This is a genomic window from Rhizobium leucaenae USDA 9039, from assembly GCF_000426285.1.
Taxonomy (GTDB): Bacteria; Pseudomonadota; Alphaproteobacteria; order Rhizobiales; family Rhizobiaceae; genus Rhizobium; species Rhizobium leucaenae.
Genome location: NZ_AUFB01000005.1, coordinates 218,156 through 243,696 on the forward strand (window position 1 = coordinate 218,156; position 25,541 = coordinate 243,696).

Annotated in this window: 24 protein-coding genes and 1 tRNA gene; 13 read left to right on the top strand and 12 right to left on the bottom strand. The window is 59.5% G+C overall.

The genetic code is table 11. The features are described from left to right. The first annotated feature begins 140 nt into the window (after window positions 1-140). From xylF to K290_RS0110105, 4 genes are all read left to right on the top strand, one after another. Complete coding sequence (gene xylF / locus K290_RS0110090; RefSeq protein WP_028751810.1) at window positions 141-1,181, top strand: D-xylose ABC transporter substrate-binding protein; 1,041 nt, start codon at window positions 141-143, stop codon at window positions 1,179-1,181. A 291-nt stretch (window positions 1,182-1,472) separates the two neighbouring features. Beyond that, window positions 1,473-2,801 (top strand): sugar ABC transporter permease, encoded by a 1,329-nt coding sequence (locus tag K290_RS0110095; protein WP_028751811.1) that lies wholly within the window; start codon window positions 1,473-1,475, stop codon window positions 2,799-2,801. A gap of 15 nt (window positions 2,802-2,816) precedes the next feature. After that, window positions 2,817-3,599, top strand: coding sequence for an ATP-binding cassette domain-containing protein (locus K290_RS0110100; protein WP_028751812.1), 783 nt, complete (start codon window positions 2,817-2,819; stop codon window positions 3,597-3,599). A 167-nt stretch (window positions 3,600-3,766) separates the two neighbouring features. After that, window positions 3,767-3,840: transfer RNA gene (locus K290_RS0110105), tRNA-Arg, on the top strand. Window positions 3,841-4,169: 329 nt separating this feature from the next. Here K290_RS0110105 and K290_RS0110110 read toward each other — a convergent pair. Continuing rightward, on the bottom strand, window positions 4,170-4,790 hold the full coding sequence (locus K290_RS0110110; RefSeq protein WP_028751813.1) for a DUF1684 domain-containing protein: 621 nt from the start codon (window positions 4,788-4,790) through the stop codon (window positions 4,170-4,172). Window positions 4,791-5,100: 310 nt separating this feature from the next. Beyond that, complete coding sequence (locus tag K290_RS33965; RefSeq protein WP_065091568.1) at window positions 5,101-5,469, bottom strand: hypothetical protein; 369 nt, start codon at window positions 5,467-5,469, stop codon at window positions 5,101-5,103. 341 nt (window positions 5,470-5,810) lie between these two features. Here K290_RS33965 and K290_RS0110125 point away from each other — a divergent pair, with 341 nt between their 5' ends. Both K290_RS0110125 and K290_RS0110130 read left to right on the top strand, forming a co-directional pair. Beyond that, window positions 5,811-6,065, top strand: a complete 255-nt coding sequence (locus K290_RS0110125) for a FitA-like ribbon-helix-helix domain-containing protein (protein ID WP_028751815.1) — start codon at window positions 5,811-5,813, stop codon at window positions 6,063-6,065. Next, the gene (locus K290_RS0110130) at window positions 6,062-6,484 is read left to right on the top strand and encodes a type II toxin-antitoxin system VapC family toxin (protein WP_028751816.1); all 423 of its coding nucleotides are present in this window, start codon (window positions 6,062-6,064) and stop codon (window positions 6,482-6,484) included. Before K290_RS0110125 ends, K290_RS0110130 begins: the two co-directional genes overlap by 4 nt. Before the next feature lie 63 nt (window positions 6,485-6,547). On the opposite strand, the gene K290_RS37215 is transcribed toward K290_RS0110130, so the two are convergent. Beyond that, window positions 6,548-7,138: a hypothetical protein gene (locus K290_RS37215; RefSeq protein ID WP_154668576.1), complete on the bottom strand. Its 591-nt coding sequence runs from the start codon at window positions 7,136-7,138 to the stop codon at window positions 6,548-6,550. Between K290_RS37215 and K290_RS33975 the strand changes: the two genes are divergently transcribed. The 6 genes from K290_RS33975 (at window position 7,131) to K290_RS0110165 (ending at window position 14,562) form a co-directional block, all read left to right on the top strand. Next, the gene (locus K290_RS33975) at window positions 7,131-7,925 is read left to right on the top strand and encodes a polysaccharide deacetylase family protein (RefSeq protein ID WP_051263986.1); all 795 of its coding nucleotides are present in this window, start codon (window positions 7,131-7,133) and stop codon (window positions 7,923-7,925) included. The genes K290_RS37215 and K290_RS33975 overlap by 8 nt on opposite strands. A 175-nt stretch (window positions 7,926-8,100) precedes the next feature. Then, a complete protein-coding gene (locus K290_RS0110145; protein WP_028751818.1) occupies window positions 8,101-8,514 on the top strand; it encodes a DoxX family protein in 414 nt (137 codons plus the stop codon). 154 nt (window positions 8,515-8,668) lie between these two features. Next, complete coding sequence (locus K290_RS0110150; RefSeq protein ID WP_028751819.1) at window positions 8,669-9,190, top strand: arsenate reductase ArsC; 522 nt, start codon at window positions 8,669-8,671, stop codon at window positions 9,188-9,190. A 210-nt stretch (window positions 9,191-9,400) separates the two neighbouring features. Beyond that, window positions 9,401-10,585, top strand: a complete 1,185-nt coding sequence (locus tag K290_RS0110155) for an acetate/propionate family kinase (RefSeq protein WP_028751820.1) — start codon at window positions 9,401-9,403, stop codon at window positions 10,583-10,585. A gap of 69 nt (window positions 10,586-10,654) precedes the next feature. Further along, window positions 10,655-13,069, top strand: coding sequence for a phosphoketolase family protein (locus K290_RS0110160; RefSeq protein ID WP_028751821.1), 2,415 nt, complete (start codon window positions 10,655-10,657; stop codon window positions 13,067-13,069). 752 nt (window positions 13,070-13,821) lie between these two features. Next, window positions 13,822-14,562 (top strand): LuxR C-terminal-related transcriptional regulator, encoded by a 741-nt coding sequence (locus tag K290_RS0110165; RefSeq protein ID WP_028751822.1) that lies wholly within the window; start codon window positions 13,822-13,824, stop codon window positions 14,560-14,562. Here K290_RS0110165 and K290_RS37700 read toward each other — a convergent pair. From K290_RS37700 to K290_RS0110200, 7 genes are all read right to left on the bottom strand, one after another. Next, complete coding sequence (locus K290_RS37700; RefSeq protein WP_028751823.1) at window positions 14,559-14,837, bottom strand: transposase; 279 nt, start codon at window positions 14,835-14,837, stop codon at window positions 14,559-14,561. The genes K290_RS0110165 and K290_RS37700 overlap by 4 nt on opposite strands. A 115-nt stretch (window positions 14,838-14,952) precedes the next feature. Beyond that, window positions 14,953-16,395 (bottom strand): HlyD family type I secretion periplasmic adaptor subunit, encoded by a 1,443-nt coding sequence (locus K290_RS0110175; protein WP_028751824.1) that lies wholly within the window; start codon window positions 16,393-16,395, stop codon window positions 14,953-14,955. Then, entirely contained in the window at window positions 16,392-18,131 is a 1,740-nt protein-coding gene (locus tag K290_RS0110180; RefSeq protein ID WP_028751825.1) for a type I secretion system permease/ATPase, read from the bottom strand. Before K290_RS0110180 ends, K290_RS0110175 begins: the two co-directional genes overlap by 4 nt. Before the next feature lie 125 nt (window positions 18,132-18,256). Continuing rightward, on the bottom strand, window positions 18,257-18,826 hold the full coding sequence (locus tag K290_RS0110185) for a hypothetical protein (protein WP_028751826.1): 570 nt from the start codon (window positions 18,824-18,826) through the stop codon (window positions 18,257-18,259). A 387-nt stretch (window positions 18,827-19,213) separates the two neighbouring features. After that, the gene (locus K290_RS0110190; protein ID WP_028751827.1) at window positions 19,214-20,320 is read right to left on the bottom strand and encodes a hypothetical protein; all 1,107 of its coding nucleotides are present in this window, start codon (window positions 20,318-20,320) and stop codon (window positions 19,214-19,216) included. 128 nt (window positions 20,321-20,448) lie between these two features. Then, entirely contained in the window at window positions 20,449-20,955 is a 507-nt protein-coding gene (locus K290_RS0110195) for a GNAT family N-acetyltransferase (RefSeq protein WP_037135192.1), read from the bottom strand. A 30-nt stretch (window positions 20,956-20,985) separates the two neighbouring features. Next, entirely contained in the window at window positions 20,986-21,981 is a 996-nt protein-coding gene (locus K290_RS0110200; RefSeq protein WP_028751829.1) for a LysR family transcriptional regulator, read from the bottom strand. 121 nt (window positions 21,982-22,102) lie between these two features. Between K290_RS0110200 and K290_RS0110205 the strand changes: the two genes are divergently transcribed. Continuing rightward, the gene (locus tag K290_RS0110205; protein ID WP_028751830.1) at window positions 22,103-23,503 is read left to right on the top strand and encodes an MFS transporter; all 1,401 of its coding nucleotides are present in this window, start codon (window positions 22,103-22,105) and stop codon (window positions 23,501-23,503) included. A gap of 74 nt (window positions 23,504-23,577) precedes the next feature. Here K290_RS0110205 and K290_RS0110210 read toward each other — a convergent pair whose 3' ends face one another. Beyond that, window positions 23,578-24,846 carry an RNA polymerase sigma factor gene (locus tag K290_RS0110210; RefSeq protein WP_028751831.1) on the bottom strand — a complete coding sequence of 423 codons (1,269 nt, stop codon included), beginning with the start codon at window positions 24,844-24,846 and terminating at the stop codon, window positions 23,578-23,580. A gap of 31 nt (window positions 24,847-24,877) precedes the next feature. Further along, the gene (locus K290_RS0110215) at window positions 24,878-25,270 is read right to left on the bottom strand and encodes a YciI family protein (protein WP_028751832.1); all 393 of its coding nucleotides are present in this window, start codon (window positions 25,268-25,270) and stop codon (window positions 24,878-24,880) included. Between the last annotated feature and the right edge of the window lie 271 nt (window positions 25,271-25,541).

A 25,541-nucleotide genomic window follows, 5' to 3' on the forward strand; every position in this document is an offset into this window, starting at 1 on the left:
GGGTGTTGACAGGTGAAAAAATCTCTGACACTAAATTTCTCGACTGTCGAGAAAAAAATCCGAACCTTTCTCGTCAGCGTTATCGCAGCGGCCGGCGGGAGCTCAGGGCACGTGCGGTCGCATTCACTCGGGAGGATAATATGAAAGCTTTTATTAAGCTGGCTGCGGGCGCAGCCATCGTTTTGACCATGCAGACGGCGGCCTTCGCGAAGGATCTCGTCGTCGGCGTTTCCTGGTCGAACTTCCAGGAAGAGCGCTGGAAGACGGATGAAGCAGCCATCAAGAAGGCACTGGCAGCAGCCGGCGCCAAGTACATTTCCGCTGACGCTCAGTCGTCGGCTTCCAAGCAGCTCACGGACGTTGAGTCGCTGATTTCTCAGGGCGCCAACGCCCTCATCATCCTTGCACAGGATTCCGACGCCATCGGCCCGGCTGTTGAAAAGGCTGCCGACGAAGGCATTCCGGTTGTCGGCTATGACCGCCTGATCGAAAATCCGGCTGCCTTCTACATCACCTTCGACAACAAGGAAGTGGGCCGCATGCAGGCTCGCGAAATCCTGAAGGCCAAGCCTGAAGGCAACTATGTCTTCATCAAGGGCTCGTCGTCCGACCCCAACGCCGACTTCCTGTTCTCCGGCCAGATGGAAGTGCTGAAGCCCGCCATCGACGCCGGCAAGATCAAGAATGTCGGCGAAGCCTACACCGACGGCTGGTTACCGCAGAACGCGCAGCGCAACATGGAGCAGTTCCTGACCGCCAACAACAACAAGGTTGACGCGGTCGTCGCCTCCAACGACGGCACCGCCGGTGGCGCCGTTGCCGCCCTCGACGCACAGGGCCTCGCCGGCTCCGTTCCGGTTTCCGGCCAGGACGCCGACAAGGCAGCTCTGAACCGCATCGCGCTCGGCACGCAGACCGTTTCGGTCTGGAAAGACTCGCGCGAACTCGGCAAGCGCGCTGCTGAAATCGCCATCGACCTCGCCGGCGGCAAGACGATGGATCAGATCTCCGGCGTTCAGACCTTCAACGGCGGCCCGAAGCACGTTCCGATGAAGTCGGTCTTCCTGACCCCGATCCCGATCACCAAGGACAACCTCAGCGTCGTTATCGACGCAGGCTGGATCAGCAAGGCTGAAGCTTGCCAGGGCGTGAAAGCCGGCAGCGTTGCAGCCTGCAAGTAAGCTGTCCTTGAACGGTTGACCCGACCATAATACCGACGCCGCAGCGGCACCCCCGTTGCGGCGTCGAATGCGGATCAGGAGCAGACAACTCTCCCTTGCAATTGGAGAGGGAGCTTCCCGCATCGTGCTGCGGCATCGCATATCCCATTGATCAGCCGGATGGCGGTCATCGGGACCGGAACGAAGACCGGCCACACAGGCGATGACGCATTTTTGAGATCGGCGCGATATTGCCAGCGATAGCGCAGATGCGTCGCCGGCCGCGCCCAACAGTGGGAGAACGGCAAAGCGATGGCCGACATGACACAGTCCACCACATCGAGCGGTCCCCGCAATGCAGAAGCCGGTGCAATCACCCGGTTCCTGCGTGCCACCGAAATCGATACCCGCCTGCTCGGCATGATCGGAGCGCTGCTGATCATCTGGATCGGCTTCGATCTTTATCTTCGGATATTCGACGGCCGGGAATTCCTCACCGCCAGAAACCTTTGGAACCTTTCGGTACAAACCTGCGAAATCGCGGTCCTCGCCACCGGCATGGTGCTGGTCATCGTCACACGCAACATCGACCTTTCGGTCGGCTCGCTGCTCGGCTTCGTCGCCATGATCATGGGCGTCATCCAGGCCAAATGGCTGCCGCAATATCTCGGCTTCGACAGTTCCTGGACCTGGATCATCACACTGCTCTGCGGCCTCGCGATCGGCACGGCCATCGGCGCCTTCCAGGGCGCGATCACCGCCTTCATGAATGTCCCCTCCTTCATCGTCACCCTCGGCGGACTTCTCGTCTGGCGCGGCCTTGCCTGGTATGTCACCAGCGGCCAGACCGTGGCGCCGATGGACTCCACCTTCGTCGTCATGGGCGGCGGCGGCGCCACCGGTTCGATCGGGGCGACCTGGAGCTGGGCGGTGGGTGTGATCTCGTGCCTGCTGATCATTGCCGGCATCATCGGCTCGCGCCAGCAAAGAAAGCGCTTTCACTTTCCGCGCCGTCCGCTTTGGGCGGAATATTTCCTCGCCGGCCTCGGCTCGCTGATCGTGCTTGGCACCGTCTATCTCTTCAACAGCTATTACTGGCCGATCGGCATCGCCAAGCGCTATGCCACCGACCACAATATTGCCTGGCCGGAGACCGGATTGAACATTCCTTACGGCATCGCCGTTCCGGTTCTCATCGCCGTCTCCATCGGCATCGTGATGACCTTCATCGCCACGCGCCTGCGCTTCGGCCGCTATGTCTTCGCGATCGGCGGCAATCCGGAAGCTGCCGAGCTCGCCGGCATCAAGACCCGCTGGGTCATTGTGAAGATCTTCGCGCTGATGGGCTTCCTCGCCGCCGTCGCAGCCGCGATTTCCACGGCGCGCCTGAACTCGGCCGTCAACTCGCAGGGCACGACCTACGAGCTCTTCACCATCGCCGCGGCCGTCATCGGCGGCACCTCGCTTGCCGGCGGCAGCGGCACGGTCGCCGGTGCCATGATCGGCGCCCTCGTGATGCAATCGCTGCAATCGGGCATGGGTCTCGCCAATGTCGATACGCCAATTCAAAACGTCGTCGTGGGCATTGTCCTGGTGGTCGCCGTTTGGCTCGACATCGTCTACCGCTCGCGCGCCAAGTAAAAGGAATTCGGAACCATGACGGACCAAACCACTCCGCTTGTGGAAATGAGGAACATTTCCATCTCCTTCGGCGGCATTCACGCCGTCGACAACGCCTCGGTCGACCTCTACCCCGGCGAAGTCGTGGCGCTGCTCGGCCATAACGGCGCCGGCAAGTCGACGCTGATCAAGATTCTCTCCGGCGCCTACAAGCGCGATAGCGGCGACATCCTGATCAACGGCGAACCGGCCGATATCCGCACGCCGCGCGACGCCAAGAAATACGGTATCGAGACGATCTACCAGACGCTCGCCGTCGCCGACAATGTCGATGCTGCCGCCAATCTCTATCTCGGCCGCGAGCTGCAAACCCGCTGGGGCACGCTCGACGACGTCGCCATGGAGGCTTCGGCCCGCAAGGTGATGGGGCGCCTGAACCCCAACTTCAAGCGCTTCAAGGAGCCGGTGAAGGCGCTCTCCGGCGGCCAGCGCCAGTCGGTGGCGATCGCCCGCGCCATCCTCTTCAACGCCCGCATCCTGATCATGGACGAGCCGACCGCCGCCCTTGGCCCCCAGGAAACCGCGCAGGTGGGCGACCTGATCAAGGAGCTGAAGAAGGACGGCATCGGCATCTTCCTCATCAGCCACGACATCCACGATGTCTTCGACCTCGCCGACCGCGTCTCGGTGATGAAGAACGGCCAGGTCGTCGGCCACGCCCGCACCGAAGACGTCACCAAGGACGAAGTCCTCGGCATGATCATCCTCGGCAAAGTCCCGCCCAAAGCCATCCCCGGCCCCGGCGCGATGAAGAGCTGAGGCTGATATCGCAAGCAACAAACAGGGCCGCGCCCCCCGAGGGATAGCGGCCCTTTTTCATTCTGAGATGCCGATATGCGCTTTCCCGCATTTTCCGCATTGAAGCCAAACGTTTCCTAGGCTAAGAACCACCTCATCGGACAGGCGAGTCAACCCGCCTCAGGCATGCACCCGTAGCTCAGCTGGATAGAGTGTTGGATTCCGATTCCAAAGGTCACAGGTTCGAATCCTGTCGGGTGCGGTTCCGATCTTACTGAAATCATTGAATTTTCTCTTTATTCTGATTTCGCTCTCCAGGTTCGTCGCAGGAACTGCAGGTATGGGTACTTCAGCCCCATTAAATCTGTCCGTCATCAAAACGACGGCATTTCGTATTTCGGAGCTTTTGTGATTGAGACAACTGACTGTCGTTTCGAGTTTTGTCACGGCAGCACGCCTCAGTAGAGAGCGTGGGCAAATTGCGCTTCAACAAAAACGACGATGTTCAACGACTTTGAGCGATATGACCAGCGCTCCTCGCGACTTTTGAATGGCCGAGTACGAAGATTCAGGCTTCTGGCCCGGCACTTATCATTTCAAGACAGGAAGCCGTTCCCCGGCTCTTACCGCGCCTTTCAGTCGATTGTCCGATGGCGCTAATGGGCAGACATAGCGGTACGAATAGGCGCACGAAGGAAAATAGGAAAAGTTGAAATCCAGCACTAATGTGCTGTCTGGGCTGACAACCCCGAGATCTGCTCCCTTGATGGTGTCGAGGAGATATCGACCACCGCCATACGTCTCGGTCCCGGAGGTCGCGTCGGCAAACGGCAGGAAAACGCCACCGCCGTACCCCTCAATCCAGTAAAGGGTTAATTCGCCACCCAACCTGGCCTCCAGCCCGCTTGTACGGGCGAACGCATGCATCGACAGGTCACCATCCGTCCCTGTTGCGACGGTGATCTGTTCCGATGTTACTGGGGCAAGCTGTACCGTAAGGCGCAACGAGGGATCGTAAGGAAACATCGTCGGTCCTTCGAACGTCGTGCGGTCCGCCGGTTCAATTGGAGACTGAGGATGGTCGCGAAACATGGTCGAACGGGTATCGCACCAAAGCCGCCAGGCAGCAGCCGCATCTGGATTGGAACGTATCTCGTAGTAGAGATTTGCGATCTTCTCGCGCCACTCCCACAGTTGTAAAGTTTCGTTCAAATCAGACCCTCCCATGTCGGGATCACGTCCTCGTTTATCGAAACGCTCGCCCAACGATCTCGTCGCAACTATTTGCTTGCCAGATTTGCTCTCGTGTCGATTTGCGACGCACATTTTGGTGCCATGTCAACGCGGACTAGACCGCAACAAAAAGTCCTCGACAAGCCGCTCTCCCACTCCATTGGCTGGCTTTGCTGAACCCCATCCAGTTTTGCTTTGTTCATTTGCGAACGCGTGGAAATCAAGCTCGGCGCCCCGGTAACGGGCTAAATTTTGCAAGCTGCGAGGCAAACCAATACCGCTTTCTAAATTATAGTGCTGCGGCAAGATTGTAACGGTTCTCGGTTTCGTCCTCTCCGGCGCGCCAAATCGCCGATTGTTCATACCAGATATAGGTAACAGTTTGCTCCTGAGACATGGGTGGCAACCTCGTGCCGAACGGGTTGTCGATGGTTTGCAAGGTCCTCTGCTCCAAATCGATATATCTCAGGTTATAATCCATGAAGCTTGCAAGCCAGATATGATCTTCGACGCGCTTGATCCCAACGGCCTGCCCGGCAAAGACCAGGCTGAGATTCTTCTTCCGCTTGTAGCAGATGCGACCGCGTTGTGACCGCAACGGTCTGGTCGTGAACGGATAGTCGAACTCCGGCAGGCCGTGGTAGCCTCTGCCGGGCAAGCCATGTCAGGAGCTTGTGGTGTGGCCGCTCTGTATTGAATTCTTCGACCACATCGTCAAAGCGGCTGCTGCTGCAGGAAATTGGCGCCCGCCGCCTTCGCGGACTATGCGCTGTTTTACAGCGCAGCAAGGAAGCTGTGCCCTCCGAAATCTGGCGGCAAAATTCCTGCATTATCGGCGACGGTTTCGTGGGCATGTCAGCATGGATGAGGCTGGCGGCTGTCATGGGCCAACCTGCCACATAGTGGGTTACGCTTGTTGATAATGATCGCACCTTGTTGTGCGATAGCAGTTTTGCTATTTTGATAGCATTGCCATCAACTGCCAGGAGAAGCTATTAGATGCCCGCCGTCACCATTCGCAACCTGTCCGAAGAGGTACACCGTGCCCTCAAGGTGCGCGCGGCCCATCATGGCCGCAGCGCCGAAGCCGAAATGCGCGACATTTTGGAAGCGGCGGTTCGCCCAGCAAACCGGCTTCGTATCGGCTCCGCCCTGTCCGAGTTGAGCCGTAACGCCGGGCTGACCAATGCCGATTTCGAGTCGCTGGAACAGAGTCGCGACAGAACCCCGGCTGCGCCCATGAGCTTCGAATGATCGTTCTGGACACGAACGTCGTCTCTGAGGCGATGAAGCCCGAACCGGCCCCTGCCGTCCGCGTTTGGCTGGACGAGCAGGTTGCTGAAACCCTCTATCTCCCCAGCGTGACCGTCGCGGAACTGCTGTTCGGTATCGGTGCCCTGCCTGACGGGCGGCGCAAGCAGAAACTCGCCACGACGCTCGACGGGCTTCTCAGCCTGTTCGACGGCAGAATCCTCCCCTTCGACACAGAGGCCGCTCGGTGCTATGCCGACCTTGCCATCGCAGCCCGCAACGCGGGCAAGGGATTTCCCATGCCGGACGGATACATCGCAGCCATAGCGACCGCCCACGGCTTCGCGGTTGCGTCCCGCGACGCCAGCGCCTTCAAGGCGGCAGGTGTTCCGGTGATCGACCCCTGGAAAGCCGGACAATGAGGGGCGCGTTCTTACTATGGAAATCACAATCTTGTCGCTGCTGATCGGCTTTGGAGCCGGTTTCTACGCCGAGGTCTGCGCGCAAAAACCGAAGTAGGGAACGCGAAACGCCACGCCGATGCGCTCGATCAGCAGATCAGCACACTGCGGCGCGAGATCGTCGCCATGCACAACGTCGAATCCCGAAGACTGGATGAGGCCGCCCGCCGCAAACGCTTCTTCGAGGAAAACGACGTCTCCGACATGGAGAATCAGATCAGGTTCATCAGCCAAGCTGAATTGCGCGCCGTTCGCCCGGTGAACAAGGAAGCCGTGCGTGTCCTCTACGCGCTCGACGAGTGGATTGTCTCCAATCGGCCCGATTGGCGGATGGCGTTCGAGGTTTCCATGGGAGCCTTCATCAAGACATCTTATGACCCAGAAGACCGGACGCAGGCGGCTCCGCGCGATCGGAATTCTTAAACCGAATTGCGCATCTATCACCTTCGCCGGCTCGAAGTTTGATATCTTCGCGCCGGCGCCTTCTTCGAAGCTGCTTCGAAAGCATGCGCCGGTTCGCCAGCGGTGAGGAGAGTATAAGCCGGTCTTAATGGAACAGCCGCTATAGACATGCGATAACGAGCCGGAAAACGAGGGGGCGCTATCCATGTTCATTGGGAATTACCTTCGCACGACACTCTCCGCGCTCGCATTGCTGTGCAGCGCCTTGTCGGCCGAGGCGGCCGGGCGGGTTATCTATCTGACCTTCGATGACGGCCCGCTGTCGGGGACGGCGAATGTGCTGGATGTGCTTGCCGAAGAGCAGGTGCCGGCGGCGATGTTCATGGTCGGGCTGCATGTCGAAGCGAGCAGCGAGCAAAGAGCGCTGCTGATGCGCGCCAAATCGCTCCCCTTGGTCACGATCGGCAACCACAGCTACAGCCACGCGAACAATCGCTATAGGGATTTTTATTCCAACACGGACGCCGTCGTTGCGGATATGCTCAAGGCCAATACCGTGCTTGGCCTGACGCCCTGGGTCCATGCCCGCCTGCCCGGTCGCGACGTCTTCCGCCTGATCGACTATTCCAAGGACGATCTTTCCATGGATGCCGCCCGCTACGAGCGCGAAGTCGTCGATTACGACTACGTGGCGGCGATGAAGTTCCTGATCTACGGCTGGGACTTCGAATGGGCGCATTCGGGAGATGGCAAGCCGGTGCAATCCATCGATCTCCTGCTTAGCGAAATCGATCATCTCTTCGCCTATGGCCGGTTCATGAAGCGCAATGAGATGATCCTCTTGATGCATGATGAGATGTTTCAAGATCGTTTTGACGGCAAGGAAAAGCTCCAGGCGCTCATCCGGCAATTGAGGCAACGAGGCTATGTGTTTGGCGACATAAAGCAATATGACCCGAACCCCTACACCGGAACCCCGCTGCGTTCATCATCGAAGTGAGTTCGGCAAGGCAACCGAACCGGGCATCACGAGAGGTTGGACCAGGCGATCTGATTGCCAATGCAAAAACATTTCCTGCAGCGTGTCGGAAATAGGGCCTATCTTCCGTCCTTGGGTGAGAACGGCGATACCGTAATCTGGATCGCCGGATAGTCGAAACACGGAGGATATCGACATGGGTAAGACAATCGCAATCTGCCTGGCCAGATTGATCTTCGGCGCCGTCTTCGTGATGGCGGCCAGCTTCAAATTCGCCGACATGCAATCGACGGCGGGCTATATCGCATCGGCCGGTTTTCCGCTGCCGCTGTTGCTGGCCTGGATCGCCGCCTTCTTCGAAAGCGCATTGGCGGTCTGCCTGCTGACGGGAGCCTTTTTCTCCGAAGCCGCGCTGCTTGCCGGCATCTACGTCATCTTCCTTGCCTTCAGCTTTCATGGGCCAAATCGCTGGAGCGGCAATCAAACGGAATTCGGCTTCTTCGTCGATCATTTCGTCTTTCTCGCCGGCCTGCTGTTTGCGGCGGTTCATGGCCCTGGGGAAAGATTGGCCGTTCGCGTCGGCATGCTGCGATCGGATACCGGCATCTGATCGCAGCCGCTTTCTGCAAGAGTGATGCACGCCTTATAGTGTATAGTTGCCATGGCGATGCTTCCGACTGTTGGCGCGCGGTGGAGGCCATCCGGACGCATCGGATGCTGTGACCGTCACCTGCTTAACACGGGGAATTGGGGGAGAAAGCGCAATGAGCGATGATCGCGTCTATAATGTTCTGTTCCTCTGCACGGGCAATTCCGCCCGTTCCATCCTTGCCGAATCGATCTTGAACGCCGAAGGCAAGGGCCGCTTCCGTGCCTTTTCGGCGGGCAGCTATCCGAAGGGCACGATAAATCCCTGGGCGATCAGGACCCTGGATGCCCTCGGCTATCCCTGCTCCGGCTTCAGCTCGAAACGCTGGGATGTCTTTGCCGAGCCGGGGGCGCCGCAGATGGATTTCATCATTACCGTCTGTGACGACGCGGCAGGGGAAGTCTGCCCGATATGGCCCGGCCATCCCGCATCGGCGCATTGGGGCATCGAAGATCCCTCCACCGTCGAAGGCTCCGAAGTCGACAAAGGCCGCGCCTTTGCGCAGGCCGCTCGCTACCTGAAAAATCGGATCATGCTCCTGGTAAACCTGCCGCTTGCATCAATCGACCGGCTGGCGCTGGAAGCGCATCTGCATGAGATCGGCCAGATGGAAGGTTCGACATCGCTGCGGGCGTAGCACGCCCCGCTGCAGGTGGTGTAAAGTCAATCTTTAGAGTGCGCCAAGGGCGACTTTCGTCGCGCCTCTCCTGGCGGTTCGGTTACAATGGAACAAACGGCAGCCGAGTTGCCTTTTGCCGCGGTGATCCTGCAATTTGATGCCGCTCCAGTCTTCGCTTTGCACATAGTGGCGAATTCACGTCTCCCACTCTCCTGACGAGGCCGGCCCATGACGAACGGAAACCTGCTTCTGACTTTCAATGCCGGCTCCTCGACGGTCAAAATCGGTGTGTTCGAGGTGCAGGCAGGCAAAGCCCGTCGCATCGGCAAGGGCTTGATCGATTTCCGTCGCCAACCCTTCACCTTCCATTTGACGGAGGGTCCGGCGGCCTTCGATCGTACTCTCCAGACGGATGCGGACGAGCAGTTGCATGAGGTCGTGGACGGAACCTTCGGCATTCTCGGCGAGCATTTCGACATGTCGGCGGTAAACACCGTCGGGCATCGCGTCGTGCATGGCGGCGATATCTTCACCGGCCCGGTGCGCCTCGATGAAGACCGTATCCGCGAGATCGAGGACCTTACCGTGCTTGCACCGCTGCACCAGCCACAGGCGCTGCGTCTGATCCGCGCCGTCAGGCATTTGCGGCCGGCGCTTGCGCAGACGGCCTCCTTCGACACCGCCTTCCACACAACCCAGAGCGATCTCGTTCGCCGCTTCGCCCTTCCGCGCGCGCTGCACGATCAGGGGATCAAACGCTACGGTTTTCACGGTCTTTCCTATGCCTTCATCGCCGCCGAACTGCGGCGGCGGGCGCCCAAGGCCGCTGCCGGCAAGGTCATCGTCGCCCATCTCGGTAGCGGCGCCAGCCTCTGTGCCATGGAGAAGGGCGAAAGCCGGGATTGCAGCATGGGATACTCGACGCTGGACGGCATTCCCATGGCGACACGCTGCGGCAGTCTCGATCCCGGCGTGCTGCTGCATCTTCTCGGGCCGCAAGGCGCGACGCTGAAGGACATGGAAGACATGCTCTACCACAAGTCCGGTCTGCTCGGCGTCTCCGGCATCGGCGCCGACACGCGCGACCTCTTGAAAAGCCCCAAGCCGGAGGCGCGAGAGGCGATCGATCTATTTTGTCTGCGCATCGCCGGCGAGGTCGGGCGGATGGCGGCAACGCTCGGCGGCCTGGACGGCCTCGTCTTCACCGCCGGTATTGGCGAGCATCAGCCGGAAATTCGTGTAGCGATTGGCGAGCGCCTGCAGTGGCTGGGCCTTGATATCGACAAGGACGCGAACGCCACCAACGCGCTTATCATCAGTACATCATCAAGTTCGGTTACAGCTTTCGTCATTCCGACAGACGAAGAGCAGATCATTGCCGACGAGGCCCTGTCGATTTTTGCGGGCGAGTGATCGAGATCATAAGCACCCGCTCTATCGGCGATAGTTTCGCATTCAACCGCATTGAATTGGAGCCCTCCCATGAAAGAGCAGGTAACCACCCCCTCCACCACCGTGCTTGACACCGCCGAACTCGGCCTTATCGACCGCTATTGGCGAGCCGCCAACTACCTCTCGGTCGGCCAGATCTATCTTCTCGACAATCCGCTGCTGCGCGAGCCGCTGAAGGCGGAGCATATCAAGCCGCGCCTGCTCGGCCACTGGGGCACGACCCCCGGCCTCAATTTCATCTATGCCCACCTCAATCGCATCATCCGCAATCGCGATCTCGATATCATCTATATCTGTGGCCCCGGCCACGGCGGACCCGGCATGGTCGCCAACACCTATCTCGAGGGCACCTACAGCGAAATCTATCCGAATATCTCCTCGGACACGGACGGCATGCGCAAACTATTCCGTCAGTTTTCCTTTCCCGGCGGCATTCCGAGCCATGCAGCGCCGGAGACGCCCGGCTCGATCCATGAGGGTGGCGAACTCGGTTATGCCCTCGTCCACGCCTATGGCGCGGTCTTCGACAATCCCGATCTGATCGCCGCCTGCGTCGTCGGCGACGGCGAGGCCGAAACCGGCCCGCTGGCGGCAAGCTGGCATTCCAACAAATTCCTCAACCCGGCCCGCGACGGCGCCGTGCTGCCGATCCTGCATCTGAACGGCTACAAGATCGCCAACCCGACCCTTCTCGGCCGCGCCGGCGATGAGGATATCCGCCAGCTCTTCACCGGCTATGGCTATGAGCCATTCTTCGTCGAAGGTTCCGACCCACACCAGATGCATCAAGCCATGGCCGCGACCTTCGAACAGGCTTTCGATCGCATCCGCGCCATTCAACAGGACGCCCGCCATGGCGCGGCCGGCAACGTCTGCCCCCGCTGGCCGATGATCGTGTTCAGAAGCCCGAAGGGCTGGACGGGTCCCAAAGAGGTCGATGGCAAAAAGGTCGAAGGCTTCTGGCGGGCGCATCAGGTGCCGGTCTCCAATTGCCGCGCGGATGCCGGCCATCGGAAAATCCTCGAAGATTGGATGCGAAGCTACGACCCGCAGGATCTCTTCGATATAGACGGACGTCTGAAGGATGAGCTGCGTGCGCTGGCACCGGCAGGCAAACGGCGCATGGGCGCCAATCCCCATGCCAATGGCGGCCTTCTGCGCAGCGAACTCACAACACCGGCGATCGGCGATTACGCGGTTATGGTCAACGAGCGCGGCAGAACGGTGGCGCAATCGACGGAAGTCTTCGGCCATTATCTGCGCGATATCCTGACCCTCAATGCCGACAAGGCCAATTTCCGCATCTTCGGCCCCGACGAAACGGAATCCAATCGCCTCGGCAGCGTCTTCGAAGTGACCAACCGTGTCTGGATGGAAGAAATCAAGCCCTATGACGTCGGTCTTGCCCGTGACGGCCGGGTGATGGAGGTCTTGAGCGAGCATCTGTGCCAGGGCTGGCTGGAAGGTTATCTGCTCACCGGCCGGCACGGCCTGTTTTCCTGCTACGAAGCTTTCATCCATATCGTCGATTCGATGTTCAATCAGCATGCCAAGTGGCTGAAGGTGTCGCGCGAACTGCCGTGGCGCAAACCAGTTTCCTCGCTGAACTACCTGCTGACATCGCATGTCTGGCGGCAGGATCATAACGGCTTCAGCCATCAGGACCCGGGCTTCGTCGATCTCGTCGCCAATAAGAAGGCGGACATCGTGCGCATCTATTTGCCACCGGATGCCAACACGCTGCTGTGGACCGGTGACCATTGCCTCAAGACCTATGACCGCATCAACGTCATCGTCGCCGGCAAGCAGCCGGAACTGCAGTGGCTCTCAATGGATGAAGCCGCTAGACATTGCGAGGCCGGCATCGGTATCTGGCATTGGGCGAGCAACGAACAGAGCGCTGTCGAGCCCGATGTCGTCATGGCCTGCGCCGGCGACGTGCCGACCATGGAGACGCTTGCCGCCGTCGATCTTCTCCGCCAGAACATTGCGGAACTGTCGATCCGCGTCGTCAACGTCGTCGACCTGATGGCGCTGCAATCCAACGAGCAGCATCCGCACGGCCTGACCGATGCGGTCTTTGACGAGCTGTTCACGCCGGATCGGCCTGTCATCTTCGCCTATCACGGCTATCCCTATCTGATCCATCGCCTCACCTATCGGCGAACCAATCACGGCAACATCCATGTCCGCGGCTTCATCGAGGAAGGGACGACGACGACACCGTTCGACATGACCGTTCTCAACGAACTCGACCGCTACCACCTCGCCATCGAAGCGATCGAGCGGGTGCCGGGATTGAAGGAAAAGCGGACCGATACGGTCAAGCTCTTCCGCGACAAACTCGAAGAGCATCATCGTTACGTCCGCCAGCATGGCGAGGACATGCCGGAAATCAGCGGATGGAAATGGCCCTTTGATAATAATGGGACACGTCTTACCTGAGCGACTGACAGGAAAGCGCGATATGAGAGTCAGCGGCGGCCCTACCCAGCCTGCGGCTCCCCAATGGCTGCTTGCTTCGGACGGACCGTAAGCTATTGGCCAAACACGGTCCTTCGCTGCTCTCATAAGAAATCAATCTTCCGACGCTGGGCATCGAGGGTAAGAATTTTCAGAACGCCGACCCCATAAAATGATTGGATGCCGATCAAAGTCTAGCAAGTTTGTTGATAGGACAGGTGCGGATCTTACATTGCGTTGCACAACCCACTTCGGCCGGACGCGATATCGCGGTAACAGCAACAAGATAGCTAGCTCCCATAACCTTCCGTCTGGCGATTGAATTATAGCTCCCGCCACATCGGCATTCGGGTGGGACAGGCAATAGGAGATTGGTGACCTTACCGCTGCCCGGGTCCTCCGCTTGCCAGGATTTCGCTGAGCGATCCTAATACTCCTTATTTTTCAAGGATTAGCGTCTGCAGTTTAAACGGCGGCGGACATTGTTGCGCGATTGCGTCCAGGCCTTTGAGCCGCCGATACCCGGTACAACAGCATCTGGAACGGCTTTGCGAGCGGCCCCCTATAAATTAATGGACCCACAGAATTGCGCTTTTTAGTTGTGATTAGTAGATGCTTATATTGCGTCACACGGCGTTGCAGGCGGATTAATCCCCATTTTATCATGACATGACACAACAACCGGTATAATATTCGGCACGAGATGGAACGCATTTATCCTTGGGGGGCGACACGTGTCCATCAGTTCACGAACGAAACGCCGGATCGGACGCAATGCGCCGACGGTCATCATCATAGACCATCATACACTGGCCCGTACGACCATCGTTAAACTTCTCGAGCACGAACTCGTCGGCTGGGAGTTTGTTGATATGGTCTCTACTGAGAGTCTTGATAGGGCTCTTGGAATGGATGTGCGTCTGGTTGCTTTGGGTTTGGAGGGCAGGAGCGTTGAAAGCGCCGATCTGCTTGACGATCTCACGGCGATCGCGGAACGCTTTTCCGAAGCGCCGATCGCGCTTCTGTCGAGCACGGATAACGCTTCGATCGCGTCTCAGGTGCTGAAAATGGGCATTCGTGGCTTTTTCACCACCTCCATTCCGATAGAGATCGCCCTTGCCGGGCTGCGGCTCGTTCTCGCAGGCGGTATATTCTGCCCGCAGCCTCTGGACACGCTGACGAACGGTTCCGCCAGGCATGCGGACTCTCAGGACGATGGTCACAGGATGATAGAGGCGCGAGCGCATAGTCCCGATTTTGCCGACTTCACGCCGCGCGAAGCGGATGTGCTTGCCGAACTGCAGCGCGGCTGTTCCAACAAAGTCATTGCGGGAAAACTCAACCTGTCAGGCCACACGGTGAAAATGCACGTGCAGCACATCATGCGCAAGCTGCAGGTCCAGAACCGGACCGAAGTCGTCGCCCGTCTAGGTTACAGGTTAACCAACGGACATGATGCGGCGGCATCGAACTAAGCGCTTTCCTTGGATGTCTTTTCAAGCATTTCGCTTAACGTTGCCGCTGCCAGCATGGTTTCAGCCAATAGCTTCTTGAGCTTGCGGTTCTCCTCCTCCAAAGCCTTCAGCCTTTTGACGTCGAAGCCGACATTCTTGAGCTGCAGGGATTGCCACCGATAGAAGGTCGGCTCGCTGATTCCGTATTTGCTACACACGTCCGTCACGGTCATGCCACCCTGATGCTCCTTCAGAATGTCCATGATCCTGTCATCATTGAATTTTCGCTTACCCATCACTGCGTCCCTTCGACGGCGACATGCTAGAAATTCAGAGGCGCCAGGAAGGAATGGTGGGAGAACCAATCCATATTCGCGTCGCATTTCCGAGTCTTCTGCTCCGGAATTCACTTCAATCCTCACGAAACGCTCTGTTGAAGCTATCCAGAAGCGGTCTGATTGCATAAAATGCGACACTGCTCTTGCCCGTTTCGATCAATGTTTGGGCGGGCATGCCCGGAACCATCGCGACATCGTGCATCTTCGCCAATCGTTCGTCTGTCACACGGATCGTCGCTGCATAGTAGGCCTGACCGGTCTGCTTATCGACAAGGCGATCCGCCGAGACATAGTCCACGATACCTTTCAGCAGCGGAACCCGCCGCTGATTATAAGGTAGAAGATGAACTTGTGCTTCCAACCCCTGTCGCACCAAATTAATATCCTCCGGCCGCACGTGGGCCGATATTACCAGATGGGCTTCGCGCGGCACCAGATCGAGAAGCGGTTCGCCCGCCCCGATCACGCCGCCTGCCGTATGAAAGCGCAGGTCCATGATCACGCCGTCCTCAGGCGCCCGGACTTCGGTTCTGGCAAGCTGATCGTCGATCGCCCGCAAACGTTCGCTTAACTGCAGGATCTGATTTTCCGCATCGCGCAGACCCTGAGCGACTTCATTCAGACGATCGCTCTGCAGTTTCACCAGATTGGCCTGGGCCTCGCTGATCACCTGATAGGCGCGCGATATCTGGGCGTCCACCTCGCCGGACTGACCGTCAATGTCGGCCTTCTCGCGCCCGAGGTTGAAAATTCTGCTCTTCCTCTCCGCCCCCTTGGAAACGAGGCTGGCAGCAGACTCCATCTCCTGCCGTGAGATTTCAGCCCTGTCGGCGAGAGATGCCTTCTGCGCGCCGAGGCCGATGATCTCCTGCTGGACCTGCCTCATCTTCTCCTGCGTGATCCCTATCTCGGACTGCATTACCTGGCGGCGGGTCTCGAATATCCTTTGCTGCCCCACCATGATGGCTCTAACCGACGGCGTGTCGTTCATCAACGCTACGAGGTCCGATGGAAAGCTGATCTGATCGGTGCCGCTCTGTTCGGCGAGCAGGCGGGCGTGCATGCCTTCGGCATCCCAGAGCTGCCCTTGCACGCTGTCGCGCTCCGACCGGGACTTCGTATCGTCGAGTTGGATGAGCACCTGCCCCGAAGTGACGGCGTCGCCATTCTTGACGAGAATCTGTCGTATGATTCCACCCTCCAGATGCTGGATGGTCTTGCGGCTGAACTCCGGTTCCACGACGCCGGATGCCACCGCCGCGCTCTTCAGCGGAGCCAGCAGCGACCATATCCCGAAACCCAGAATGAACACGAAAATCAGCAAATTGCCCGTCCGCTTCACCGACCGGAGTACCGGCATCGGCGACGGCGGCGCCAGCCTCGTGAAATCCACATCAAGGGCCGGGGCATAGCTGAGAAACTTCTTGGCAGCCTCCAATCGCTGCGCGGACCGACTGCTCGGGTTTGACGCGCTGATGAATTTTGCCGAAGTGCCGGAAGGAAGGATGGTTGTCATAGTGCCGCCTTTCCTTCCAGGGTCTGCGTCGGCGATGGCGGGCGAAGGTAGGTGTCGTATATGTGCTCGCTCTCTCCAAACGCGTTGACCATGCCATTGCGCATAATCGCGATCTTGTTGGTGATCGGTAGAACTCCCATCCGATGGGTAATGATGACCACGATCATTCGCCTGGATCTCATGCGTTCGATCGCGTTGTACAAAATGCGCTCGCCTTCGTAGTCCAGACTGGAATTCGGGTCGTCGAGCACCACGAGCGAGGGGTTTCCGTAAGCGGCGCGCGCCAATCCGAGCTGCTGCCGCTGAGCGCGCAGCAACAAGTTTCCACCCTCACCGATATCGGTCTCGTAGCCCTGCGGCAGCCGCATGATCGTTTCGTGCAGTCCGACAAGCTTTGCGGCTTCGATGGCCCTGATGGGATCGGCGCCATCTAGGCGCCCGATGACGTCCTTGATGGCTCCGCCGAAAAGTTCGATATCCTGCGGCAGATAGCCGACATGACGCGTGTCGCCGCAGAGGCGCAGCGCGGAAATCTCGACGCCGCCCAGAAGCGTGCATCCGCTCGTCGGGTGCAGGACGCCGGCCATGATCCGGCCGAGCGTCGACTTGCCGGACCCCGACGGGCCGATGAGCGCAACGCAGTCACCCGGCAGCAGGTGCAGCGTGACGCCTTTCAATATGGGTCGATCGGCAAATGGCGGGGCGTAGCCGACATTATCCAGGATAAGGCCGCTGGGATCGGGAACGGGGATTGTCCGGGGATCCTCCTGCGTTGACACAAGGATCAGCATCTTGTTGAGACGATTGAAGGAATTGCGCGCAAATGCAAATGAGCGCCATGCGCCGATCGCGCCCTCGACCGGCGCGAGACCGCGGCCGAGCAACAGGCTTGAGACAAAGATGATACCGGGGCTGCTGTTATCCGCGAGCACCAGCCAGGTGGCTGCTCCCATGACCAGAATCTGAGTTAAAGTCCTGATGGATTTCGAGAACCCCAGAATGATCTCGGTGCGATGCATCGCGGTGTCCTGGGCTTTTCTCGCCCTCTCGGCATCGCGGTAGACGATCTGCGCTGCACCGTCCTGCATTCCCATGGCGCGGATCACCTGAATATATCGAAGGGCTGTTGCAAGCCGCACATAGCTCCGCGACAGCGATAGATTTGCCTGTGCGATCGGCTGCTGCGTCGCCAGTTCCGTCAGGAGAGCAAGCGACAGGAGAGCGATTGCGCTGAGTAGGCCGATCGCGCCCAGCAGGGGATGGACGAGAAAGAGCAGCAGCAGGAATATCGGCGACCAAGGAATATCGAAAAGAAGCGCGCTTGCCGGTGAATCGAGAAACTGGCGCAGCGATGCAAGGTCGCGGTAACAATCGGCCGCCACACTGGAGTCCGCACGAGACGCATATTCGAACGAAGCGCTCAGGACGTCCGGGCGCAAACGATGGTCCAGCCAACTGCCGATGCGCGAAAGCGCTGCCCTGCGCACGATATCAAGGGTCGAGCCGACCACCACCGCAACGGCGATGATGAGCGTCAGCATCACCAGAGTATCGACGCTGCGGCTCGACATCACCCGGTCGTATATCTGCAAGAGATAGATGGAAGGGGCGAGAAGAAAGAGATTATAGCCGCTGCTATAGAGAAAGACCAAACCGAAGGCTCCGGCGCAAGCCCGAAGGGCCATGACCAGTTGAGTTTGCTGGCGCTGGGGTTGTGCAAGATTTGTTGGAGTCATCAGATCTCGCGGCTCCGGATTATGACAAGGCGAATGCTTGGTCGAACTGTCATAAATACGAGGATCGCTGGCCGGAACCTGCGATCCTCAGGACCCGAATTCTCGGGCCGGTTGGCATAAATCGATCACGTACCGAGGTGGTGCACGTCGATAGTGCCAAAAGAATTGTCGAAATGATCGAACGCATTCGATACGGCCGTGCTGAGCGTGTCCGTATGAACCAATGCAGTCGAGATGCTGCCGCCTTCGGCCAGGTTGCCGTTACCGCCATTACCGCCGGCGCCGGACACAATAGTGGCATGCTGGTCGATCAACGACGTAGCGTCTTGCGTGGCTGTCGTGGCTGCAGAAACCGCTGCTACGTCGCCGCCGCTCACAGAGCCTTGGCTACCGTTCGAAGTGGCGCTCCCGCCAGCTCCACCGGTGCTGGTGAGCCCGGAAAACGCGTTGTCAAAAGCTTGGGCAAATCCGCCAGCTCCGCCGCCGCCGGCATCCCAGTCAGCCGTCTGGTGAACATGATCGCCATTATGGAGATCAGTTGAGGCGCCGTAGACGTCCTGGTAGTTATTGACATAGGCACTGGGATCATAATGGATATTACCATTGCCGTATCCATCGCCGCCATTGCCGGCATTTGCGTTGCCTGCAGACGGATCGGTGAGATTGATCGTATCAGTTATCTGTGGAATAGGCATAGTGTAGCTCCTCTCCTATTCGGTCCGAAAGTCTCCCACGGCCCGATGCCGGTACGTCGTTACCAGGCAAGAAAACCGCTTGCAGACAGTGCTCGCAATTCAACCGGCGAACCAGCCGGATATTCGGAGACGTCCCTTTGGGTGGGTATGGGCCGGAAAAGAGGATGTATCCCCAAATGGTTATACCGAAGAGACCGCAGGCACAGGGTTGAGCCGATGCTCTCTGCGCACACTTCCGTTGCGAGTTGGAACGCGGAATTGAAATGATCTGCGCATGTTCCTGCGAACACGCGCTTCTGACGCAATTTCAAGAAAAGTGCTGAGCGGCTTTTCCGTCCGCAACTACAAAAAACAAAAGATAAGCAGTCTCTGAAAGGCTCGTCCGATCTAGCTATGCATGAAATTGAGGATGTCGTCGACAAGAGCCGAATGGGCATCCGTTAGGTTGCCTTCACCGCCATGCCCGCCAATGCCCGCCAGTTGCAGCGTATGCTGATCGGTGAGGACATGATCGATCTGCTGGGCGTCGGCTGTGCCGCCGGCCGGAACGGCAATGTTGATTGGATGGAAATACCCGAGGCTGACGTCGACGAAACTACCGTTGGCGGACCCCGATCCGCCACCGCCGCCCATACTGTTTCCGGTGAAGATTGTATCCGACGACAAGTTGAAACCACCGCCGTTGCCGCCGATACCCGCCATCTGGATACCGCCCTGGTCAAAAATCACATCGTTCGTCTGGTGGGCTTCCGCCGAACCGCCCGCAGCGCCGATCGCGATGTTGATGGGCGAAAAAATGGCAACGTTCACATCGATCATGCTGCCGATGAAGTGGCCATCGCCACCATGGCCCGCATAGTTGTCACCGTTGAAAATGAGTGTATTTCCGGCGTTTGAACCGCCGCTCTCCACCCCCCCGCCGGCAGCCAGATTATGGTCGCCGCCCGAGCCGCCGACGCCACCGATTTGGGTTGCACCTTGCAGAAATGCTGCGTTGTTCGTCTGTTCCGAATGCGCGACGGATCCCTCACCGCCAGCGACGGCGGTATTGACCGGCGCGAAGACGGCAACATCGGAGCTGACGATACCGCCGAAAAACAGGCCATTGCCGCCAGTTCCGGCATGGTTGACCGAGGTGCTGCCGATACCGCCGAGCGCGACATTGCCACTGCCGCCATCGCCGCCTAGGCCAGCCATTTCGGTAGAGTGTTGATTGATAAGCGCACCATTGCCCTGAAAGGCGTCTGCTGTCGAATGAGGGCCGGCTATCGCGGTATTGGAGGGGGTGAAGATAGCAAGGGGATTGCTGCTGATAAGGCCGATCGCGATTCCATCGCCGCCGCTTCCTGCGGAATTGACGTTCTGGTTCGATGCAAGATCCAACGGCATCCATGTGGGAACCAGTGCCAGATGTCCTGCACCAACACCGGAGAGCACATTTAGCCCACTGCTCGCATTGGGCACGTCTTCCCCTGTCAGACGAGTTTCCGTCATCGCGGTCTCCCCTTTGCACTCTCACGCGTGGCGCGAATGTCGACCTCCATTGTGGAGTGGGAAGAGCAAAAAGAAGAGCCTGCAATTCGTCTACGCCCATATGGGCGGGGATGACAGCCATTTGGCGGTTACACCATTTGGCCGTAGGCCGTGAGCGCAAAGGGATTGGTCGGCGCACCGTGCAGCATGACTTCACGCTCGAAGGTGAAGCCGGATTTTTCGAGGACACGTCTGGAAGCGATATTGGCCGAGCGGACGAGGCCGATCACCCGCTCTGCATGTAAGCCATTGAACGCAAACGATAAACTCTCTGCCACCAATTCGCTCGCGTAGCCCTGTCCCCAACTATCCGGATGCAGGTGATAGGACAGGTTGAGACCCTCGAATTCCTTCGACACCGTCACGCCACCGAACCCGATCAGCCGGCCGTTTACCTCGACGGCCCAGCGACCAAATCCGTGGTTATACCAATGATCCATGTCATGAGAGAGTCGTCGGGCACTTGCTTCCGGTGTATCCGGCATCGGATCGGGCCGGTGCGCGACGAGCTCCGGCAGAGCAAAAAGCATCGTCACGAAATCGAGATCCGCCTCCACGGGCGTGCGCAATAGCAAGCGTTTCGTTCGTCGAACCAAAGGCGATGGCGTAGGAGTCCCCTCCAAACTTCACACCGCCTCAGCCAAAGAAACCTGGTCGAAGCAGCAAGCAGCGTTGGAAACGCCCATACGGCACCCGGATGCTTCCAATGCCTCTGCGACGATTTCCACGAACAGCCGGCGGAACCAGACCGCTCGGCTGTCCGTCCGGTCGACACGACGGTAGAGCATCGTCACCGGCTCGGGCGGCAGATCGAGCGGCGGCTCGCAAACGGTCAGGCCATGAAGCTGGGCCATACAGCGGGCAATCGATTCCGGGATCGTGGCGATGGCCGGCATTGCCCGCAAAACCGTCGGCAGGGCCGAAAAGCGCGGAACGGTCGCCACCACCTGACGGCGATGGCCGGTGCGGGCGAGAGCAATATCGACATTGCTGGAGGTATTGCCTTCAAAGGACACGGTGACGTGAGCAGCGGCGGCAAAATCCTTGAAGCCGAGCGGTGCGGTCAGTCCTATTTGCACCGGGTCGTAGATGCAGACCGATGCTTGGTCGAACAATGGCGCGCGGATATGCCAGGATGCCGGATCGTCATGCACCGAGACGCTGAAATCATAGGCGCCCTCGTCCAGCAGACGTCCGGCGTCGCGCTTGTCGAAAGCCACGCCGATCAAACGCGCGCCTGGCGCCATCAACCGCAATCGCGCCACCAGCGGGCCAAAAAAAGCCGATTCGAGATTGTCGCACATGCCGACGCGGAACTCGCCCGCCCAGCTTGCCGGGTCGAAGGCGGTCGGCGGACGGATGGCGCGCTCGATGCCCGAAAGGGCATCCTCTATCGCCGGAGCGATGGCAAGAGCGCGCGGCGTCGGTTGCAAACCGCGCCCGACGCGCACGAACAATTCGTCATCCAGCGTTTCGCGCAATCGGCGTAGCGCAGCCGACAGGCCCGGCTGACCGAGCAACAGGCGCTCGGCAGCGCGGCTCACATTCCGTTCCTGCATGAGCACGGAAAAGGCGAGCAGCAGATTGAGATCGATTTTTCGGAGCGTAGCATCATTCATCATCGCCAGTAATACCTGACATAGTTACTATCAATTTGCAATAGAGTTAGAAGCTGTACATTTTCTCGTTCCCTGCCGCCCGCCAACCTCCCGAGAGGCGGCAGCATAGGAAGGAACGATTCCGATGACTTATTCCAAATCACGAAGTGGAGCCGGGCTGGCATTGCTGCTGCTTTGCGCCGCCAACTTCCTGGACGCCATGGATGTCTCCACCATCGGCGTGGCCCTGCCCGCAATCCAGACAGAACTCGGCATCCAGGCAACTTCGCTGCAATGGGCCGTCAGCGCCTATGTGCTCGGCTATGGCGGCTTTCTGCTGCTCGGCGGCCGCGTCGCCGATCTTTTCGGCCATCGCCGAGTCTTTCTCTGGTCGCTCGGCGTCTTCGCCGCCGCCAGCATCGCCGGCGGCTTCGTCGACAGCGCGCCGACCTTGATTGCCGCGCGTCTGATCAAAGGCATTGCCGCAGCCTTCACCGCGCCGGCGGCACTCGCTCTGCTGCTGTCCGTGTTCGGAGAAGGAAGCGCCCGCGCCAAGGCGCTCGGCGTGTTCTCCTCGACCGGCGCTGCAGGATTTGTGCTCGGCATGGTGCTTGGCGGCGCCGCAACCATCATTAGCTGGCGGGCGACGCTGGTCATGGGCGCGCCGGTGGCCATTCTCGCGCTGGTGCTTGCGCCATTCGTCCTGCCTGCCGACCATCGGCGAACCGGGCCGCGGCCTCATTTCGACTGGGCCGGCGCGCTGACGATCACACCCGGATTGCTGCTGTTCGTCTTCGGTATCACCAATGCCGCGGCCGCCGGCTGGCAGGCATTTCCCACCTGGGGAGCATTGGTCGCTGCCCTGGTCCTCATCCTGCTCTTCCTGCTGGTCGAAGCCCGGCATAGGGATCCGATGGTGCCGCTCGCCATCTTCCGACGGGCAAAGCTCAGCCATGCCAACGCTGTCGCCGCTTTGTTCCAGGGCGTCTATGTCGGCTTCCAGTTCATCGCGACGCTCTACTACCAGAACGTCGTCGGCTGGTCGGCCTTCGCCACCGGCTTTTCCTTCGCCTTCGGCGGCGTCTGCGTGATGTTCCTCGCCCCACGATTTGCCGCGATCGGACAAAGTCGCGGCACGACCGGCCTGATGACGCTTGGCGTCGGGCTGCAGGCCATCAGCTATGTCTTCTGGGTTCTCTCGGTCGGAAACATCAATCCGATCCTGCTCGTCGCGGTCTCTCAGACATTGCTGGGCGTCGGCTATGCCATGACCTATCCGTCGGTGCAGGTGGCGGCACTGTCCGATGTCGAAGACGATAAGTCGGGCCTTGCTTCCGGGCTGCTGTTCGCTTCTTTCCAGATCGGCGGCGGCATCGTGCTCGCAGCCGCATCGGCGATCTTCGGCGCGGCCCCGAGCTTCGGCTGGAATCCCTATATCGCCGGCACCGCCTTCGTCGCGATACTGGCGACCGCGGTGACATTGCTGGCCGCCGTGGGACCGAGAACATCGGCATCGCGCTCGGATGCCTATCATGCGGCGGAATAGTTAGCATTGCAGGTACCCGCACCGCTTTGGGTGCGGGTATTTATGATCAGCACAGCTTCGATTGTCCTGAACCGCTACGACGACAGCGACGCCGCCTCGGCCGCACGCCGCATCAACAGGTCGCGCTCCCGCTGGTTTCCGGCAAGTGCGGCGGCCGCCTCGAAAGCGGATTTCGCCTCCCCGTAGCGGGCGAGTTTCTGGAGCAGATCGCCGCGAACGCTTGGCAGCAGGTGATATCCTCGGAGCGCCGGCTCGCCTGCAAGCTGATCCACGATCGCCAGCCCCGCCTCCGGCCCTTCAGCCATGCCCACCGCGACGGCGCGATTGAGTTCGATGACCGGCGAAGGCATAAGCGCCGCCAGCTCCCCATAAAGCCCGGCAATGCGCGACCAATCGGTCGCCTCGGCCGTTCGAGCTTCCGCATGGCAGGCAACGATTGCCGCCTGCAGCGCGTAAGCGCCGCGCGCGCCGCCGAGGTCACGCACCCGCGCAAGCGCCCGCAATCCGCGCCGGATTTGTAGCTGATCCCAAAGGGCGCGGTTCTGTTCCAGCAGAAGTATCGGCTTGCCGGCTGCGTCCGTACGCGCCGCGGTGCGTGAGGCATTCAGTTCCATTAGCGCCAACAGCGCATGCGCTTCCGGTTCGTTCGGCGCGATGGAGGTTAGGATACGGCCCATGCGCAACGCTTCATTGCAGAGCTGCGGCCGCAGCCAATCCTCGCCACGTGCTGCCGTGTAGCCCTCGTTGAAAATCAGATAGACGACCTCCAATACGGAAGCGAGCCGCTGCGCGAGTTCCTCGCCGCAGGGTGTCTCATAACCCAGCCCTGATTCCGAAAGAGTTCGTTTGGCGCGGACGATGCGCTGGGCAATCGTCGCCTCCGGCAGCAGAAAAGCTCTGGCGATCTCCTCTGTCGTCAAACCACAAATCATCCGCAGCGCCAATGCGACGCGGGCTTCCCGCGATATCAGTGGATGGCAGGCGGTGAAGACCAGACGGAGCAGTTCGTCGCCTATGTCATCGTCGAGGGCAGCGTCTAAATCGGGCATGGCCTGCTGCTCCTCATCCATCTCCAGGGCGATTATCTCATGCTTGCGCTCGAGCATCTGGCGGCGGCGCAGGTGATCCAGCGCCCGCCGCTTGGCGGTCGCCATCAGCCATGCACCGGGTCTTTCCGGAACACCCGTCTCCGGCCACCGCTCCAGCGCGGCCAACAACGCCTCTTGAGTGAGGTCCTCGGCCAACGGGACGTCGCGCAGCATCCTTGCCAGGCTGGTGATCAGCCTGGGCTGCTCGATCCGCCAGACGGCCAGGATCGTGCGATGGGCGTCGGCGGCCGTCACGGCCGCCCGTCCCTTCTTTCGGCTGTTCGCCTCAAGCGACCGCGGCCGAGTGCGGTCTGCATACGTTCCCCATATCCGGCGTGAAGAATGGCCGAACCTCGCAGGTGCCTTCCCAGCCCGGCATGTGATCGATGTGGAGCTGCATGAATTCGACTGTCAGCGCCAGGGCCTCCTCCTTGTTCTGAAACTCGAAGATCGCATAGCCGCCGACCACCTCCTTGGCCTCGACGAACGGGCCGTCGACGATGACGAGCTTTCCGTCTTTGATGCTGACGCGGGCTCCGGTTTCCATCGGCATGAGTCCGGCGGTATCGATCATGCGGCCGGCCTTGATCTCGCGATCGGCGAGCTTACCCATGGCTTCCATGAGTTCCGGCGTCGGCATGCCGATTTGGGCGGAAATGATGATGGACATGAAACGCATTTGACCATTCCTTTCGAGCTGAGCCGCCGGCGCCATTGCCGCAGAATTGTCTCGCTCAATACGACGACGAAGCAATGCTTTGGAAATCGACAGACGATTTGAAAAAAAATTCGCGGCCGAGATGCCAATTCGATTCAACGGCGAAGGGGATCGATCGGATGCCCCCGCGAGGCTTCCCCCGGGCCGTGAGCACACACTATCAAGTCCGCTCGCATGCAGGCAACATGCCCAATGCATCGAAACAAGCGCCCGACACTCTTCATTGACTTCG